Annotated in this window: 11 protein-coding genes; 3 read left to right on the top strand and 8 right to left on the bottom strand. The window is 63.7% G+C overall.

Going from position 1 to position 16682, the window contains the following annotated elements; translation table 11 throughout:
- Positions 1-14: 14 nt before the first annotated feature.
- The 3 genes from EAH75_RS04070 to EAH75_RS04060 form a co-directional block, all read right to left on the bottom strand.
- Positions 15-2282 carry an AAA family ATPase gene (locus EAH75_RS04070; RefSeq protein WP_140804343.1) on the bottom strand — a complete coding sequence of 756 codons (2268 nt, stop codon included), beginning with the start codon at positions 2280-2282 and terminating at the stop codon, positions 15-17.
- A 69-nt stretch (positions 2283-2351) separates the two neighbouring features.
- Positions 2352-2951 (bottom strand): hypothetical protein, encoded by a 600-nt coding sequence (locus tag EAH75_RS04065; RefSeq protein ID WP_140804341.1) that lies wholly within the window; start codon positions 2949-2951, stop codon positions 2352-2354.
- A gap of 652 nt (positions 2952-3603) precedes the next feature.
- Complete coding sequence (locus tag EAH75_RS04060) at positions 3604-4719, bottom strand: hypothetical protein (RefSeq protein ID WP_241668881.1); 1116 nt, start codon at positions 4717-4719, stop codon at positions 3604-3606.
- A gap of 505 nt (positions 4720-5224) precedes the next feature.
- On the opposite strand from EAH75_RS04060, the gene EAH75_RS04055 reads away from it, so the two are divergent.
- A complete protein-coding gene (locus tag EAH75_RS04055) occupies positions 5225-7345 on the top strand; it encodes an autotransporter outer membrane beta-barrel domain-containing protein (protein ID WP_140804339.1) in 2121 nt (706 codons plus the stop codon).
- A gap of 119 nt (positions 7346-7464) precedes the next feature.
- On the opposite strand, the gene EAH75_RS04050 is transcribed toward EAH75_RS04055, so the two are convergent.
- The 4 genes from EAH75_RS04050 to EAH75_RS04035 form a co-directional block, all read right to left on the bottom strand.
- Positions 7465-8850, bottom strand: a complete 1386-nt coding sequence (locus tag EAH75_RS04050) for a hypothetical protein (RefSeq protein WP_206666194.1) — start codon at positions 8848-8850, stop codon at positions 7465-7467.
- 255 nt (positions 8851-9105) lie between these two features.
- Positions 9106-11886 carry a protein kinase domain-containing protein gene (locus EAH75_RS04045; protein WP_140804335.1) on the bottom strand — a complete coding sequence of 927 codons (2781 nt, stop codon included), beginning with the start codon at positions 11884-11886 and terminating at the stop codon, positions 9106-9108.
- Positions 11887-11970: 84 nt separating this feature from the next.
- Positions 11971-12501: an ECF-type sigma factor gene (locus EAH75_RS04040; RefSeq protein ID WP_161596271.1), complete on the bottom strand. Its 531-nt coding sequence runs from the start codon at positions 12499-12501 to the stop codon at positions 11971-11973.
- Positions 12502-12655: 154 nt separating this feature from the next.
- Positions 12656-13678, bottom strand: a complete 1023-nt coding sequence (locus EAH75_RS04035) for a hypothetical protein (RefSeq protein ID WP_241668880.1) — start codon at positions 13676-13678, stop codon at positions 12656-12658.
- A 417-nt stretch (positions 13679-14095) separates the two neighbouring features.
- Here EAH75_RS04035 and EAH75_RS04030 point away from each other — a divergent pair, with 417 nt between their 5' ends.
- Positions 14096-15676 (top strand): SDR family NAD(P)-dependent oxidoreductase, encoded by a 1581-nt coding sequence (locus EAH75_RS04030; RefSeq protein WP_428993489.1) that lies wholly within the window; start codon positions 14096-14098, stop codon positions 15674-15676.
- Between the two features lie 92 nt (positions 15677-15768).
- On the opposite strand, the gene EAH75_RS04025 is transcribed toward EAH75_RS04030, so the two are convergent.
- A complete protein-coding gene (locus EAH75_RS04025; RefSeq protein ID WP_241668879.1) occupies positions 15769-16200 on the bottom strand; it encodes a carboxypeptidase-like regulatory domain-containing protein in 432 nt (143 codons plus the stop codon).
- A gap of 227 nt (positions 16201-16427) precedes the next feature.
- Between EAH75_RS04025 and EAH75_RS04020 the strand changes: the two genes are divergently transcribed.
- Positions 16428-16682, top strand: a complete 255-nt coding sequence (locus tag EAH75_RS04020; protein WP_140804329.1) for a hypothetical protein — start codon at positions 16428-16430, stop codon at positions 16680-16682.

Below are 16682 nucleotides of genomic sequence, written 5' to 3'. Positions count from 1 at the left end.
CTAGTGAGACTGGTTCAAGTAATTTGCACTACTGGCGTTTCTAGAATCGCTTCGATAGGCGGAAGTGGTACATAGTCTTCCCGCATCATCAGTTGGTAGTGCGACTCTTGACCCGAGCGGAAGAAGATTTCGTGGAAAGCCCTCAGGTAGACGTCCACTGTGCCTTGGTCCGCTGCTACGTAGATATCGTCATGTACACCATGCGAGCCATCGTTGACCCAGGACAATAGGGACGCGCAAACCGTTTTTTTGATGCCCTCAAACTTGCCGAGCAAATTGTCTTTATCAATGCCACCCAGAATCTTGAAATAGCTCTCCATGATTCTCCGCAATGTATTCTGTATGCTCAAGCCGACATTTTCGGGCTTTCTCACATCTTGCCAAAGAAGCTCATACGAGGTCTTAATAGGGTTGCCGTCATGGCGGACTAGCTCAGAAACATCTTCGCGCTTTCGAACGGTCCAAAACGTCTCCTCGTTCATTGAGCCGGTGCCCCGATTTGAAGCAAAAGTCACTTCCTTGTGAAAATAGACGTTATGGGTCAATACGAAGACCTGTTTAATGAGCCCTTTACCATGCCTAACTTCGTTGATGGTGTCACGGATTAAACTAGAGACGATAAAGAGGATGTCGCTGTCAAGGCTCGACACTGGATCATCAAAAACAACGATCCGATTGGTTGTTATCCCACTGTCGGAGTCGCTGCCTTTCAGCAGCTGGTAGAAATACAAAAAAGTTACAAAGGTCCTCTCGCCTTCGCTTAAGGATTTTCTGGCATCGAGACCATTCGCCCGTACTAGCCGATATGTGTGGCTGTCAGCCGGCACAATCTTGAAGCTTGAGAAATTGAAGGATTTCAAGATTGAATTGATGGCATCTACCGCAGGTTGTGTGCTTGTGGTCTGCTTCTCGAGCTCACGAATCTCGATGTCCTTTTCGGTAATCGCATTGTTGGCGGTCGCAATCCCGCCCTGCAGCCCTGTGATGGCTTTCTCCACCCCAGCGGATTTTGCTGTGTAGTCTGCCAAGGGCTGTTTGAGCTCGACATCCAATATGTATCGCCAGACCCGATCGGTCAGTTTTTTCTTTTCCTTTACCAGATCCGCAACCATCTGATTATGTCTACCGATTTGCTCATTTGTCCCTGCAATGAGGTCATTTGTATCAGTCAGCACATCCATCAATGATTCAAGTGAAACGGAACTACTCGGCTCCCTGACCTTTTCCGCGATTCGCTGAAGGTTTACCGTCGTTCTGGCTTCAAGGAGCTCTTTCTTCGCAAAAATCTTTGCTGTATCCAAGAACAGCGACGGGCTTATCAGCAGAATGTCGAGTACTTGCAGCACCGTCTGTACTGCGCCTTTGTAGTTAATCTGCAGTTCATTAATAGCCTTAGTGTCGTTGATGAACGCCTCGTCAAAGTACTCGGTAAGACTCTGCTCCAGAGTATGAGGTGCGATTTGCTGGCAAAACGGACAACTTCCATCGTTGGCTTCAAAAAATACACGACCCTCTTTTACCCAGTCGGAATTGCTTAGCTTTTTAATCATCGCTGCTATATCAACGTCCTCACGCCCGACAATTTTTCTAGTCAGAATTGGATCTATCTCGCAGGAAAGCAGTGATGCTGTTGCAATGCTGGATAGTAACTGTTCGGCAACGGGAGCCTTTCCAAATACTGTTTCCGCTTTAACCGCCAACACATCCAATGTTTCGAGTGGAGCTTTATTTGATTTGCTTTCAAGAAGTACTTGACCAAGAAATTTTTCAGAGTCACCACGTACGCCGTGGGCCGCAAAGGCATGCTGGAACTGAGCGTCGTGCTTCTTTTTTTGCTCCCAGCACTTTTCCTTTAGCGCCAGTCGCAGCGCGCTAAGCTCACCCATTTTTCCCCCAGCACCATTATTGCCTTGAAGCGTTTCAGTTAAGCCCGCAATCTTTTCGGCCCAAGTATCCCGAATTTCTTTTGCCGCTTCGATCGCCTGAATTGTCGCGATGTTTTTATGGCCAAGGGTGAAAATACCTTTTATCGAGGTAGACGGATCGAGGTTTGTATCAACAAAGTCACGGTTGTAGACCAGAGCCTGCAGCGGTATTCCGCCTTTCCATCCGATGTTGCAGCCCTTGTACTCGTCGTCAGATGGGCCGTTTATCAGCTTCGACAAAGTGGTCTTTCCAGCTCCGTTTGGCCCGTAGATATAGTTGAACGCGGAAAGGTTGGCCATTTCCCCCTTGTCCGGGCCATACGTCGCCACGTTGGCAATGCGGATTGTCTCAATCATCCGTCGACTCCTTCGAATTTCCCATGTTCCAAATACAAGTAACGGGCCAACCTGTAGGAGCAGAGCTACCTATCGCACACCCTGCTGCGCCCGAAACGCCCGCCTCACCTCCGGGTCCAGGACATCCACCTGCCGCTTCTGCTGAAACATCGCCCGCTCCCCTGCCCCGAGCTGGCAATTCCGCGACAACGTATCCGAGCCTTCCGACGTGGTCGCCATCACGTCCTGCACGTTGACGACGACGCTCAGCGTGTCGCCCAACGGTTCCAGCGCGAGGCAGACGTTGTCGATGGTGGTCATGTTGCGGTACTGGCTGCCGCCGACCATCACCAGCAGGTTGGCATTGTCGATCCACACGCTGGATTGCACGCCTTGCACTGGGCGCACGGCGGCGCGGGCGGCTTCGTGGTCGATGCGGCGCGACGGGTCGGCCAGATGCATGGAGCGCATCGTGTCCTTCTGCATCGCTTCGATGTGGCTGCGCATGGCTTGCTGGTCGCCGGTCAGGCCTGCGGCTTCGACGCCGGCCAGGTGGGCAGCGGTGACGAGTGGATGGGTCGGGCCAGCCTGCGGCTGGCGTTCGGTTTGCGTCGTCGTTCCTTGTGGCGCTTCGCTACAGCCTGTAGCGGCGACGCAGGTCACGGCGGTGGCTATCAGCCAGCGCTGCATGGTCATCCATTCCCCCCGGAATATGTCGGCCGAGCATAGCGCGATGACCGCCGCCACGCAGGCTGTCGAACGCTGCCGCCGGCAAGGCGCCGCTTCCTGCCACCCGGAGTGCCGCCGCAGCTCTGCAACGCCCAGCCGCCCGGACCGGCGGCGTGCCATGCGGGACGCGGGGCCTGACATGGCCAGATGGTCTCGCCAAACGAGGGGACTGCCACCCGGCCATCCGGGCTTTTTACCAGGCTTGCCGAGCTTTTTGCCTGACTCGCCGAGCTTCGTACTCGACGCTTGCAGCTTTTTGGCTGGCACGCCGAGCACATCCACTCGACGTGTCGAGCTTCTGGCTCGGCGCTTCGGGCTTTTTGCTCCGCGTTCCGAGCTTTTTGCTCGACGCCCCGAGTTATTTGCTCGGCGTTCCGGGTTATTTGCCTGACGCGTCGAGCTCATCAGCTCGGCGCTCCGGGCTTTTTGCTCGGCACGCCGAGCTTCTTGCCCGGCTTGCCAGGCTCCGGCCCGCGAAGCGGCACGTTTTATGGGCGTGGCTGGAGCATCGGACTTGGCGTGTGGGGAGTGTCAGGAATCGTGTGTGCACACCATGGACTGCCCAACAGGCGGGGGCCATGTCGCAAGACCTTCGGCGTCACCGGCGGGACGTTCAGTCCGTCGGCCACGGCGCCGCTTTCCAGCACGCGCTGAAATACTTCTTCAAGTCCTCCCTGACCGGGTCGAGCTCGAACACGAAGCCGTTGCGGAACGACTTGTTCTTGCCGTCGACCCAGGCGCCGATGGTGCGCGCCAGCAGCAGGTGGCCGATCTGGGTGGGCGGATAGGTGTGCATCATCGTCAGCGAATCGTTGACGACGCGGGCGCCGCCGGGCGGCTGCAGCAGCGTCTCCTGCCGGTTGATCTCGATATAGGCGCGCGTGCCGCGGCGCAGGATCTCCCGCGCAGCGGCGGCGCCGACCATGTCGAACGAGGTGATCGTGAGCTGGCCGGGCCGGCACTGGATGACCAGCCGGTGGCGGCCGTTGCGGTCTACCTGGTCGAGCGTCACCGAAGGCGCCGGCGACACCAGCAACGACCGTACCGTGAGCGGGAGACGCGCGTTGTTGGCCAGCCCCGCCGAGATCAGCTGGTCGGTGGTCAGCCACAGCACCGGATCGCGGGCTGTCGCCAGGCTCGCGGTGAAGGCACCGAGGTCGATACCCATCTCCTTCAGGTAGGCGGCGACATCGTCCGCGCCTTGCACGTCCACCGCATGCGACGAAGGCAGGCCGAAACGGTCGCTGCCGGTGGGCGCCCAGCGGTAGAGCCCACCGAAGTACGCATAGCTGCACGCACCGGCGCAGGTGGCCGTCTTGCTGACCTTCGCGGCAAGCCGGCTGCGCCGTGGCGTGCCCAGGTGGGTGACCATCGCGTCCTTGCGGAACAGCCGCCCCAGCGCCATGCCGGCGCGCAGGTCGCCGCTGGAGGCATTGAGGTAGATGTCGGAGCCGCGCGGGATCTTGCCCTCCGCCACCATCGACTCGAACCGCTGCGGCGCGTCGGCGTCGATGACGCCATAGAGATAGACCTGCGGCACCTTGGTGATCGCCAGCGTCATGCGGTCGTTGTTGAGCTGGATGGACAACCGTCCGGCCGCCTGCCCTTGCGCACTTGCCGGGGCTGGCGCACTTGCAGTGGATGGCGTGCCGGCGCCATGTGCATGCGAGCCCATCGCCACCAGGCAGCCGACCAGCCACAGGCTGCATGGCGTCAGGTATCGGCGCAATCCGCGCCGGCTGGAAGAACGTTCAATCGCATGGCCGTGATGCACTGCAGCTCCCGTGGTTCAAACCATGAAGTCTCTGTCGTTGCAGATGTCCTGCGAGTGAACGCGGTATGTCGCGGATGCGCGGCAGGTGTGCCCTGCACGCCCGCATCACGCGGGCCAGTGCCTAGTGGATGAGAGCACTTCAACATTTTTCGCGAAATGATGCGGCCAGGGCAGCAGGACAGAGCCGGCTACTTTTCGCACCCACCCACCTGACGCAAGGCATTCGCGGTCGCACAGCCGGCCGCACACAGTGCGCTGTGTCGGTCGTCATCCAGAGCCACAGCATCGACTGCGCGGGCACTACGTCCGTCGTGGCGAGGAAAGTTGTTCTCGTTTTCAAGTCACACGTTGACCTCCGGGGTGATACGCCAAACGGGGACTGACGAGCGTTCCGCACCTGCTGACCCAGTGGGCCAAGCACTACCGCGAGCTTCGTTCGCACACCCTGCAGGACATCCCCGTGAAAAAAACACTCCTCATTCCCCTCCTCGGCTCGGCCATGGTGGCCTGGTTGCCCATGACCGTGGCGCGCGAAGTCGTCGTGCTGCCCGGTGTGGTCAATCCGGTCGGCGTGGCCAGTGGCGTCGATACGCAAGGCCCCGGTTTGCTCACCGTGGGCGCGCAGGACATCAACACGGGCAATGACCCCGGTGGCGCGATCACCACCGATGCCGCCAATACCGCGAGTGTCCTGTTCAGCAACAGCTCGACGGTAACCGGCTTCGTCGGCTCGACCGGCAACACCTTCCTCAACATTTCCGCCGGCACCAATGCCAGCACGGTTACCTTCAACGGCCCGGTCTACTCGACGACGTTCTCGGTGGCCGGCACCGGCACGGTCAATTTCAACGGCGGCTTCATCAGCAACACCGGATCGACGATGGATTTTGCCGGTGACGGCTTCATCAATGTCGGCGCGGGCCAGACCGTCAAGGCCGCCATCACCAATACGGCGGGCGCCAGTACCGGCACGCTGACGCTGCAGGCCAACAGCATTCTGGATGGTGCCGTGGGTGCCGCCAGCGGGCTCAAGCAGATCAACGTGGTCGGCGGCAATGCGCTGATTACCGGCCAGGCGAATTCCGCCGCCTACACGCTCGATACCAACACGCTCAATGTGGCAGGCGCCTTCAAGATTCCGGTGGCCGGCACCATCAACACCACGATCTTCAGTCCATCGCTATACGGCAAGATCGTGCCGGTCGGCGCGGCTACCATCGGCAACGCGCTGCAGGTCAACGTGACGGTCACCGGGCCAATCCCGGTGGGCAGCATTTTCAACATCGTCGATGCCACCAGCGGCACCAATGGCAGCACCGTGACCGCGACCAGCAACACCACGCGCTATCTGTTTTCGGCCGCTCCCACCACGAACGGCCAGGTGCAGATCATCGCGACGCAGATTCCGCTGGCGACGGTGGTAGCCCCGGTAACCAATCCGACCGCCCCGATCATCGCCCCGGTCATCGACGCACTGCCGCTGACACCGGGCACCGCGCCGCTGCTGACGGCGATCACGCTGCTGCCGGATGCCGCCGGCGTTGCCGATGCGCTGGCGCAGCTTCAGCCAAGTGCCGTCAGCCTCGCCTCGCCGCAGGCGAGCTATCGCGTCACCCAGCAGTTCCAGGGGCTGTGGGCCGAGCATATGGAAGCCATCCAGCCATCGTGCGACCAGCGCGACCAAACCGATGAGCGGAACCGGCCGCGTCAAGATGACGCCGCGGCATGCCAGTCCGACAAGCGACGTCCACAGGTGTGGGGCGCGGCGTTCGGCTATGCAGGCACGCAGCGCGGCAAGCAGGGCTACGAGGGCTATACCGACAACAGCTATGGCGCGATGCTCAGTGTGGATTTCCCGCTGAGCCAGGCGACCACGGCCGGTGTCGGCGTCAGATACGCCCGCTCCACGCTCGACGGCCTCGACTCGGCCAGCCGCGGCCATATCCGTTCCTACCAGGCCACCGCCTATCTGGGTTATGCGCCGGGCCCGTGGTTCGTCAACGGGGCTCTGGTCTATGGACTGGATGATTATTCCAGCTCGCGCCGGGTCGCGTTCCCGGGGATCGACGAGACGGCACGCGCCGACTACAGCGGTCATCAGTACACCGCGTTTGGTGCTACCGGTTACCACTTTTACGTCGGTGATGGGCGCAGTGTGATCACGCCGACCGCCACTGTGCAGTACACCCGCATGAACATGCCAAGCTACCGCGAGTTCGGCGGCAACTCGGTCAATCTGGCAGTCGATGCGCAGACGTACCATTTCCTGCAGTCCGGCCTGGGCGTGAAATTCTCCCGCGACCTGGCCACCTCCGGTGACCTGACCGTGCGCCCCGAGATGCATGTCAACTGGCTGCATTCGTTCAGCGGCCGCAGCGTGAGCGAGAGCGCGCAGTTCGCCAGCGGCGGGCCGTCGTTCACCGCCACCGGGGTCAAGCCGGGCCGCGATCTGGCCGAGCTGGGCGCGGGCCTGCTGATCGCCGGCGGCAATCGCTGGTCGCTGGCCGGCACCTACGACTACCAGTTCAACCACAGCTACAAGGCAGGCCAGGTCATGGTGAAGTTCGCCGTGGCACTCTGAGAGCAACTCCTGTCCGAGATGGCAGGCGCTGATGGGTTGACACGGTGCTCGCACGGGTCCGGGTTAAACGGCAAAAAGGGAGGCCCCGCGATGCGGGGCCTCTCGCGTTGCGACTTCCCTCACAGCGCCGACAGGAAAGCCACCAGATCGCGTTTCTGCTGCGCGGTGATGTTGATGTTGAAGCGGGTGTTGTAGAAATCGACCACGTCGCCCAGCGTCGCCGCCGAGCCGTTGTGGAAGTACGGCGCGCGCGCCACCACGCCGCGCAGGATCGGCCCCTTGAACTTGCCGATGTCGGCCCACTTGCCGGTCCGCAACGCCAGGCCGGGATCGGTGGTCTGCACGGTCTGGCCGGTGCTGTAGTTGGTCAGCGTATACAGCGGCATGTCCAAGGTACGCCGGCTGGCGTCGGCGACGCCGATGTTGATCGGCAAGGCTACCGAGTGGTTGCCGATGTTGGGCGAGTTGTGACAGGTGGTGCAGGTTCCATGGATGACCGGCAGGCCGGTCGCGTCGTTGAGGCCGCCCACGCCGCTGATGGCGATCGGCAGGGTGTTGAACAACTGCTCGCCGCGGGCGATGGCGGCACGCGCGCGGCCGCGGGCGTCGTGGCTGAACTGCGCATTGGGATCATTCCAGTCATCGAACAGGCGCATGGATTTTTCATCGAACAACTCGCCGGTGGGATCGTTGCCGAGGGTGTCGTTGATGCCAATCCAGAAGCGTTGCTGGGCGACGATGTTGGCGCCACCCATGCCATTGTCGTTGTTGAGCCGGCCGGCATCCTGGTCGGCGAGCTGGGCGGTGAACAAATGCGATTCGAAATCGACGATCTGGTCGATGACGGCGGCGCTGGGTGCGGCGCCGGCCTGTTCATGGCCGACGATCGCATCGCGCGCCTGCGTGGCGAGGCTTTCGAGCAGGTCTTCGTGATTGATGCCGGCATCCATCGGCGGCTTGAACGGCGCGGCGGTCTCGCGACCGTCCCACATCACCGCGGTGAGCCAGATCAGGTTGGTGGAAGGCAGCGGACGGCGGAACAGCGACAGCTCGCGTGCGCTGGCGTAGCCGTAGGGGTCGTCGACGCGGGTTAGGCGGAATTCGGCATTCGCCGGCAACGGCATGCCGACGCGTATCAGACCGCGGCTGAGCAGCATGGAATACGCATTGCGCCGCGCGTAGACGCTGGAGACATCCGCCAGCGGCGAGTTCGCACCATCGACCAGGGCGAAGATCGGATCGTTGCCGTTGGTCCTGGTAAAGCGCTGGCGCAACTCATCCGGCGTGATCGACCAGCCCTGCGCCTGGCGATGGCAGGAGTCGCACGAGCGGCCGTTGGTGCCGAAACTCTGGAAGAACGGGTTGCTGTTGTCGATGCTGTCGCCGGGTGCATGGGTCTGCAGCGTGCCGGAGGGATCGGTGGTGATCAGCGGGCTGGCGTGCGGCGACTGGTTATTCGCCGCCTGGACCGGCGTGACGCTGGCACCCGCCAACAGAAGGAGCACGGCAGCAGCAGTCAGTCGCTGGCGTACGGCGGATCGGTTAATGCGGTAAAGCTCCATGACGATGTCTCCCCTCGGTTTGTCGTTGCGCGGCCCCTGCCCCTGCCTCCGACCTTTGCGGACGTGGCATGACGAGAAACACCGCTTGGCGGCAAACTGCGACATGCGCCCGCGCGCACGGCTCCGGCCATGAAACAAGGCGGATCCGGCAGGTCATGCTCAGGTGGCGCCCCGCCTGGCGGGGCCTCGGGGCACTGGCTACTTTCCCGACGCCAGCTGCGTGAGTTCCTCGACGAGCTGTGCATCCCGCGTCGCCGGCGTTGCCTTGATGGCGAGCGCGTCACGCGCGGCAACCGCAGCCTCGCCGGTGCGATGGGCACGCGCCAGCGCGCGCGCCTCCAGGGCCGTGATGTCGAAACGCGAGTTTCCGGTGGGAAACATCGCCGCGTACTTCGGCGCGATATCGAGCAGCTCGGTCAATGCCTCGGCGTTGCGCCCGAGGGCGAACAACGCCTGCGCCCGCACCAGGCGGGTGCCCAGTTCGCGCTGGATCATGCCGCCCTTGGCCGCGCGATAGATCGCCAGCACGCGGTCGGTGGTGGCGATTGCCTCGGCGTAGCGTTGCTGACGCAGCTGCAGATTGGCTTGCTGTTCGAGCACATACGCGTAGTTCGGGTTGTTGTCGCCGCCAAAGGCACGCTGCGCGTCGAGCGCGGCGTGGATGTCCGCCTCGGCTTTGACGAACTGCCCCGCCGCGCCGTAGGCAAGCCCGCGCAGGCCCAGCAAACGCGGACATACCAGCTTGTGCAGCGCGACGCGCCGGCAGGTGTCGATACCCTGGGTGTACCAGTCGGCCGCGTCCTGGTAGCGCCCCTGGCCATAACGCAACTTGCCCATGCCGGCCACTGCGTAGAGCGTGCGCGGATCATCGCCACCAAACACACGGCGGCGTAGCTCAAGCCCGCGCGTGGCGTAGGGTTCGGCCTCGGCAAAACGGCCCTGGGCAATCAGGAACGAGCCGTACATGCCCACGTTCCACGCCTGTCCGGGATTGGGTTTGTCGAAGAAGCGATCGCCGAGCGTGATCGCCTGGCGATAGGCGTTCTCCGCACGCACCATGTCGCCGCCGGCCTCGGCACCCAGCGCGATGCTCTCGTACAGATCAAGAATGCGCGGATTGGCCCGTGCGCCGCTGGATTGCCACAGGGCGAGCGCCGCATCGGCCCGTGCCAGCCCGGCCCGGAAGTGCTCGGCATCGAGCAGCGCGGTCGCCTCGTCGATCGAGGCCGACAGCTGGGCATCGGGCAGTTGCGCATGCGCGGCGGTCTCGCGGGCCTGATCCAGCAGCGCCAGGCCCTCATCGATACGGCCGTTGTGCAGCAGCGCATTGCCCAACGCGCGCAGGCCCTCGATGCCGATCGTGTCTCGGCGGGTGAGCAGCTCGGCGCGCAGGGGCTGCAGCAGGCGGATGACGTCGATGTCGTGCGCCCCGTCCTCAAGCACGCGGGCGCGCAGGACGCGGGCATCCCACCATGGTGTATCGCGCGGACCATACAGCTGGTCGATGATCGGCTCGCCGCGGTCGAGCAGCGCCAGCGCCTGGTCGGTCGAGCCGACGCTGCGCGCGACCTTGGCCAGAGTCAGCAACAGATCCACGCGCACGGCCTCGGGCACATTGTTTCTTGTCATCAGGCGCGAAGCCGCCTGTTTGACCAGATCCTCCGGCGTGGGTCGCTGGTCCTTCGGCAGGTCGGCCCCGGCCGACTGGAACACCGACACCAGGAAATCACGCACCGTGTTCGCGCGTGCAGCCTGCTCGCGTGCCACGCCCGTCTGCCACAGCGCGATACCCAGCGCGGCGAGCACCGCGAGCAGAAACACGCCCGTGACGACGACGCCACCGCGATGCCGCGCCACGAACTTGCCGGCGCGATACCAGCGCGACGGCGGATGCGCCAGCACCGGCTGGCGGTCCAGATGGCGCTCGATGTCTTCGGCCAGCGCACCGGCCGAGGCGTAGCGACGCTCCGGTTCGGTGGCGGTGGCCTTCAGCACGATGTTGTCGAGGTCGCCGCGCAGCTTGCGCCGTATCGAGGCCACCGATGCCAGCGCCTGCCCCGGACCATAAGCAGTGACGATGGACGGCGGCGTGATGCGCGACGATGGCGTGCCGGTATCGCCGGCGGCGCGTCGGCACCCGGTGATCAGCTCGTCCAGCAGGATGCCCAGCGCATACACATCGGTGGCGGTGGTGATCGGCTGCTGCGCGAACTGCTCCGGCGCGGCATAGGCCGGCGTGAGTGCGCGATGCTGGGTGCGGATGGCATCGGTCGCGTCCTCGTCGAGCAGTTTGGCGATGCCGAAGTCGAGCAGCTTGACGTGGCCGCCGGCGGTGACCAGCACGTTGGACGGCTTCAGATCGCGATGCACGATCAGTGCGCGGTGCGCCGTCTCGACCGCACGGCAGACCATCAGGAACAGTACCAGCCGCTGGCGCAGATCCAGGCCGTGCTCGCTCGCGTAGCGCGTGATGGGCAAGCCATCGACCAGCTCCAGCGCTATATAGGCGTGGCCGCTATCGGTGATCCCGCCCTCGATCAGGCGCGCGATGCCCGGATGGCGCAGCCGCGCCAGCGCCTCGCGTTCGCGGCGGAACTGGCGCTGGGCATCGGCGGTATACAGGCCACGCGCCAGCAGCTTGATGGCGACTTCCTGGCGCACGCTGTCGGCATCGCGAAACGCGCGGAACACCGTCGACGAACCGCCCTCGCCGAGCACCTCGACCAGTTCGAACGGACCGATGTAGCTGCCGGCAGGCATCGCTTCGACGACGCTGGTATCGCCGATGACGCGCGCGGCGTTGACGGCATCGCCGGTCGACAGCAACTCGCCTTCGACAGCATCGGCAGCCAGCATGCGTTCGATCTCGGCCCGCCGCACAGGATCCGGGCAGCGCTCGGCCAGCAGGCGCGCGTGCGCCGCAGCGGGCAGCGTGAGTGCTTCCTCGAACAGGTCGCGCAGTGACGGTGTGGATTCCACGACAGACTCTCCCCGCGATGCCCTGCCTTCGATAAACCCCAACTGCGCGCCAACTGCGACCTTGCCCCGGCAAGGCACCCCGTTCTATTCCATGCGTGCCTTGATGTACGCGCGGGCAAAACGCCAGTCCCGGTCGATGGTGCGCCGGGCCAGTCCGAGGGTTTCACCGACCTGCTCCAGGCTGAGCCCGGCGAAGAAACGCAACTCCACCACTTGCGCGGCACGCGCATCGGTCTGCTCGAGCGTATCCAGCGCGGCATCCAGGGCCAGTGCCTGCTCGGCGGTGTCGAGCGCGAGTTTCAGGTCGCGATCGTCCAGCGTCACCCGCATCCACTGCCCGCCAGCGCAAAGGCGTAGGCGATCGCGCGCGCGATTGATCAGCAGGTGGCGCATGGCGCGCGCGGCGTAGCTGAAAAACTGGGCCGGATGCTCGAACTGCAGCGACTGCCGCTGACCCATGCGCAGGTACAACTCGTGCACCAGCTCGGTGGTGTCCAGGGTGGCGTTGCGGCGACAGGCCAGTTGCCGCGCAGCCATCGCCTTGAGACGCGCATAGACCGCGATAAACAGCACATCCGTCGACTCGACGGTGGGCACCTGCCGGGTATCGGGCATAGCGGAACCCCTCCATGCAGATGCATGCATCCACCGCTGCATGGTACGCCGCTGTCGACATGTCGGAGTGCTGTCGAGGAAAGCTGCGGCGACAACGTTCGCCGACTTCGGAGCGGAAGCTATCGCAGCGCCCGCTGATTCCCGTGACCGGCGTTCAGCCGAACGCGGTGAACACCGGTGCAGCCGCTGCGACACTTGAGTCGCCACGCCGCCAGCCGTGCACGAATGTGCGCAGCCGGCCGCCCACGACGGCGATCACAGGGCGCACAGTCAGGTTCAGTTCGGGGAATACCTTCGGCGACATGGCCAGCCCGATCTGGTGTTCGGCCCGCATGCGCGCGGCCTTGGCGGCGAACCATGCCTTGGGACCGGTCAGCAGGACGCCCGAGGCGGACTCCGCCTGGCGCGAATTCTCGATGGTCTGGCGCAAATGACCGAGATGGCATTCGGTGAAGGCCTGCGCCAGGGCGTCGACCGTGAAAGGCGAGGCAACGTATTCGTCCAGCAGGCTGCCCAGCATCGCCGCGACGCGCAATGCGATCTGGCGATTCGCGTGCTCGCCATGCGATGCACCGGCGCAAGCGTGCCAGACCCCATCGATGGCGTTGACCAGGATGTGGAACTCGGCCTGATTGAGCGGACGCTGCTGCAGCGGGGTGTGGCGTCGATCGATCAGCCACGCCTGATCGGCAGCCGGCAGCGCATGCGAGCGACGGGCGGCGCGATGCCGCGCCTCCTCCATCGACAGGCCTTCGGTGGCAGTCAACTGTGCAGCGAGAGCTTCCTGGGTCAGCGGTTGCGCACGCGCGGTGCCGTCCGCGTGGTACCAGCGGCGGTACTCCAGCGTGGCGGCATGGAACAGCCCGTGCGGCGGCCGCACCATCGCACGCGCCTCGGCGGCATGGTCGAGTGCCGGAACCATCGGGCGAAGCCCGGCCGCATGGGCGGCCAGCACGCGATCAAGCAGCACTTCGGCTGTGACCAGATGCTGATGACAGGCCGTCCAGCGATCGTTGCCGTCGGTCGTCGGGAAGTAGACAAAGCGGATGCGGGGCGCGCGCGGAACTGCGGTGGAGCCTGCCGTGCCGGAAAACTTTCTCGCGCCATGGCAGCCCTGCCCGGCAATCCGGCGCCCGATCGGTGGAGCACGATGCGCGGTGGGCAGATCCCCAAGCATGAGGTCGATGGCCGGGGTTGAAACAACGACAGACGGGGCCGGTACGGCCGCTTGCTCATTCACAGCAACTGCTACTTGCACACTCACGAAACAACCTTCGCCGCTGTGGGTGGTCATGGCGCGCAACTCCGCTGGCGCCATGTCCCCCGGGGATATTCATGCCGTCCCGCCTGGACAGCCACGCCGCCACTTTTGCATGAGCCATGCCATCGAAGTGTGCGGTGGCCTGCAGTATCGGCACCCCGCGGTTGCGGCGGGTGCGACTATATGGCTGCAGCGGCTCCGGGCCGCATGACCCGTTTCCCCCGAAATCCGGCCGGAACAGGCAAAATACGCGGTTGGCGGCCGGCGATGCCGCCCCGCTGCCTGTAACGAAGGCGCCCTGTGCGCCACCCCACTCGACGACGGATGACACTCTTGACGATCACGACGGCCACCACACCTCCGCCGGATGACACGGATACGGCCCTGCTCGAGCGTCTGCGCGCCGCCGCGGAACTGCTGGAATCGGTGGCGGCCGATCGGCAACTGCTGGACCGGCTGCCGGCGGATGACCGCCAGCGGCTGCACCAGGCGGTGGCAAAGGCCTATCACCCCGATCCGGTCGCCCGCCGGATCCAGCTGAAGGCGGCCGAGAAAGCACGGCATGCGTCGAAGATCCAGGCCGAGGACAACGTGCTCAACCAGACCGGCATCCGCGCACTGCGCCGCAAGCCGGTGTTCACCACGCCGAACGTGTTTGTACCGCTGGGCTTCGACGCACACGACGTCGACCCCGCGGTTGACGCCACGCAACCGCGCGAATCGATCGAGCCGAAGCATTGCTACGTGTGCAAGCAGAAGTACTCGATGATCCACTTCTTCTATGACCAGCTGTGTCCTGCCTGTGCTGCGTTCAATTACGCCAAGCGCACCGAGCTGGTCGACCTGCGCGGTCGCGTGGCGCTGCTGACGGGCGGCCGCGTGAAGATCGGCTACCAGGCCGGCCTGAAGCTGTTGCGCGCCGGCGCCGAGTTGATCGTCACCACGCGCTTCCCGCGCGATTCGGCCGCGCGCTACGCCGAGGAGCCTGACTTCGCCGAGTGGGGCCACCGCCTGCAGGTCTACGGCCTCGACCTGCGCCACACGCCCAGCGTGGAAGCGTTCTGCCAGGAACTGGTCGCCACACGGCCGCGGCTGGACTTCATCATCAACAATGCCTGTCAGACCGTGCGCCGTCCGCCGGATTTCTACGCGCACATGATGGACGGCGAGACGGCTGCGCTGCATGACATGCCCGAACATGTGCGCAAGCTGGTCGGCCACTACGAAGGCCTGCGCGGCTCGAACATCCTGCCCGAAGCCGGCGCATCGTCGAGCACGCTCGCCGGTCGCGAATCGAGCATTCCCGGCCTGACCCGCGCTGCCGAACTGTCGCAATTGCCGCTGTTGCCGGAGGAGCTGCTGGCGCAAAGCCACCTGTTCCCCGAGGGCCGGCTCGATCAGGACTTGCAGCAGATCGACCTGCGCGAGCGCAATTCATGGCGGCTGCTGATGGCCGAGGTGCCGTCGGTGGAATTGCTGGAGGTGCAATTGGTGAATGCGATCGCGCCGTTCATCATCAACGCGCGGCTGAAGCCGCTGATGCTGCGCACGCCCGAACGCGACAAGCACATCGTCAACGTGTCGGCGATGGAAGGCCAGTTCTACCGCAGCTTCAAGACCACCCGCCACCCGCATACCAACATGGCCAAGGCCGCGCTGAACATGATGACGCGCACCTCAGCCACCGATTACCACAACGACGGCATCCACATGAACAGCGTCGACACCGGCTGGGTGACCGACGAGGATCCCGCCGAGCTGGCCGCGAAGAAGGTGCTGGAGGAACGCTTCCACCCGCCGCTGGACATCGTCGACGGCGCCGCGCGCATCGTCGACCCGATCATCAGCGGCATCAACACCGGCGAGCACGTGTGGGGGCAGTTCCTGAAGAACTACAAGCCGACGGACTGGTGAGGTCATGTCCGCTCGCGGACCGAGCGGATAGCGACGTGTCCGGCGCCTTTCAACGCTGGACACGTCGCGGCGCGACAAGCGCTACTGCGTGGCTAGTCGTTTGCCGGTGCTGCGCATTGGTCGTGAGGACAGGCAAAATCAACCTCGGCGCCACCGCCCACGGTGAGCTTGATGTTCGAGCGCGTGTCGACGGCTTTCCCGTCCTTCTCCAGCGTTACCGCGTAAACCCCCATCGGCAACGCGCCGATGGTGTAGCGGCCCTTGTCATTTGCCTTGGCATGACGACGGGCACCGGATGTGCTGTGCGCCGTGATGGTTTCGCCCGCCGGGGCCCAACCAAAGACCCTGCCGACGGTGGCCTGCGCGTGAACCGCAACGGACCCCGCTGCGCCATAGACGCCAATGGTGACGGCAATGAGCAGGCTCCACGCAGGGAAACCCGCGCGACGCCTGAGATGGTTTATCCCGATATACCTGCTGCTTTCCATGGAACCCCCTGATTTCATCGGTGACAACTCCGACATTAAATGTTCCAAACGATCGATGATCGATTCGCCTGCCAGATGATTTTATTTACGACACTTCTGTTCCGCCTATCGTTCGACAGCCTGCCTCATGACGTCGCCGTGTACGGCCAGGCGAGCCGCGGTCAGCCTAAGCTGGCCAGGGGTGTTTGCCGAAGGGTCAAAGGTCATGGCGCGACGCGATCATTCGGCCGTCGCGGCAGCGGTGTCTTCAGCTTCACGACTGGATGACCGAAAAGGACCCGTCCGAACTGGACGCGAAGAAAGTGCTGGAGGAACGCCTCCCTCCAACGCTGGATATCGTCAGCGGTGCCGCGCGCATCGTTGACCGGTTCATCAGCAGTATCGACATGGCGAGCACGCCGGGCAGTTCCTGGAGGACCACCAGCCAGCGAATGGGGCCCGCATGGCCGAGTCGCATAACAAGATGCCCGACGCCTTTCGGCACCGGGCATCCTGATATCGACGTGACTTCAGGCTGA

The sequence above is a fragment of the Rhodanobacter glycinis genome (assembly GCF_006438785.1).
In the GTDB taxonomy this organism is placed as follows: Bacteria; Pseudomonadota; Gammaproteobacteria; order Xanthomonadales; family Rhodanobacteraceae; genus Rhodanobacter; species Rhodanobacter glycinis_A.
This window is presented reverse-complemented; position numbering and strand designations above follow the sequence as displayed.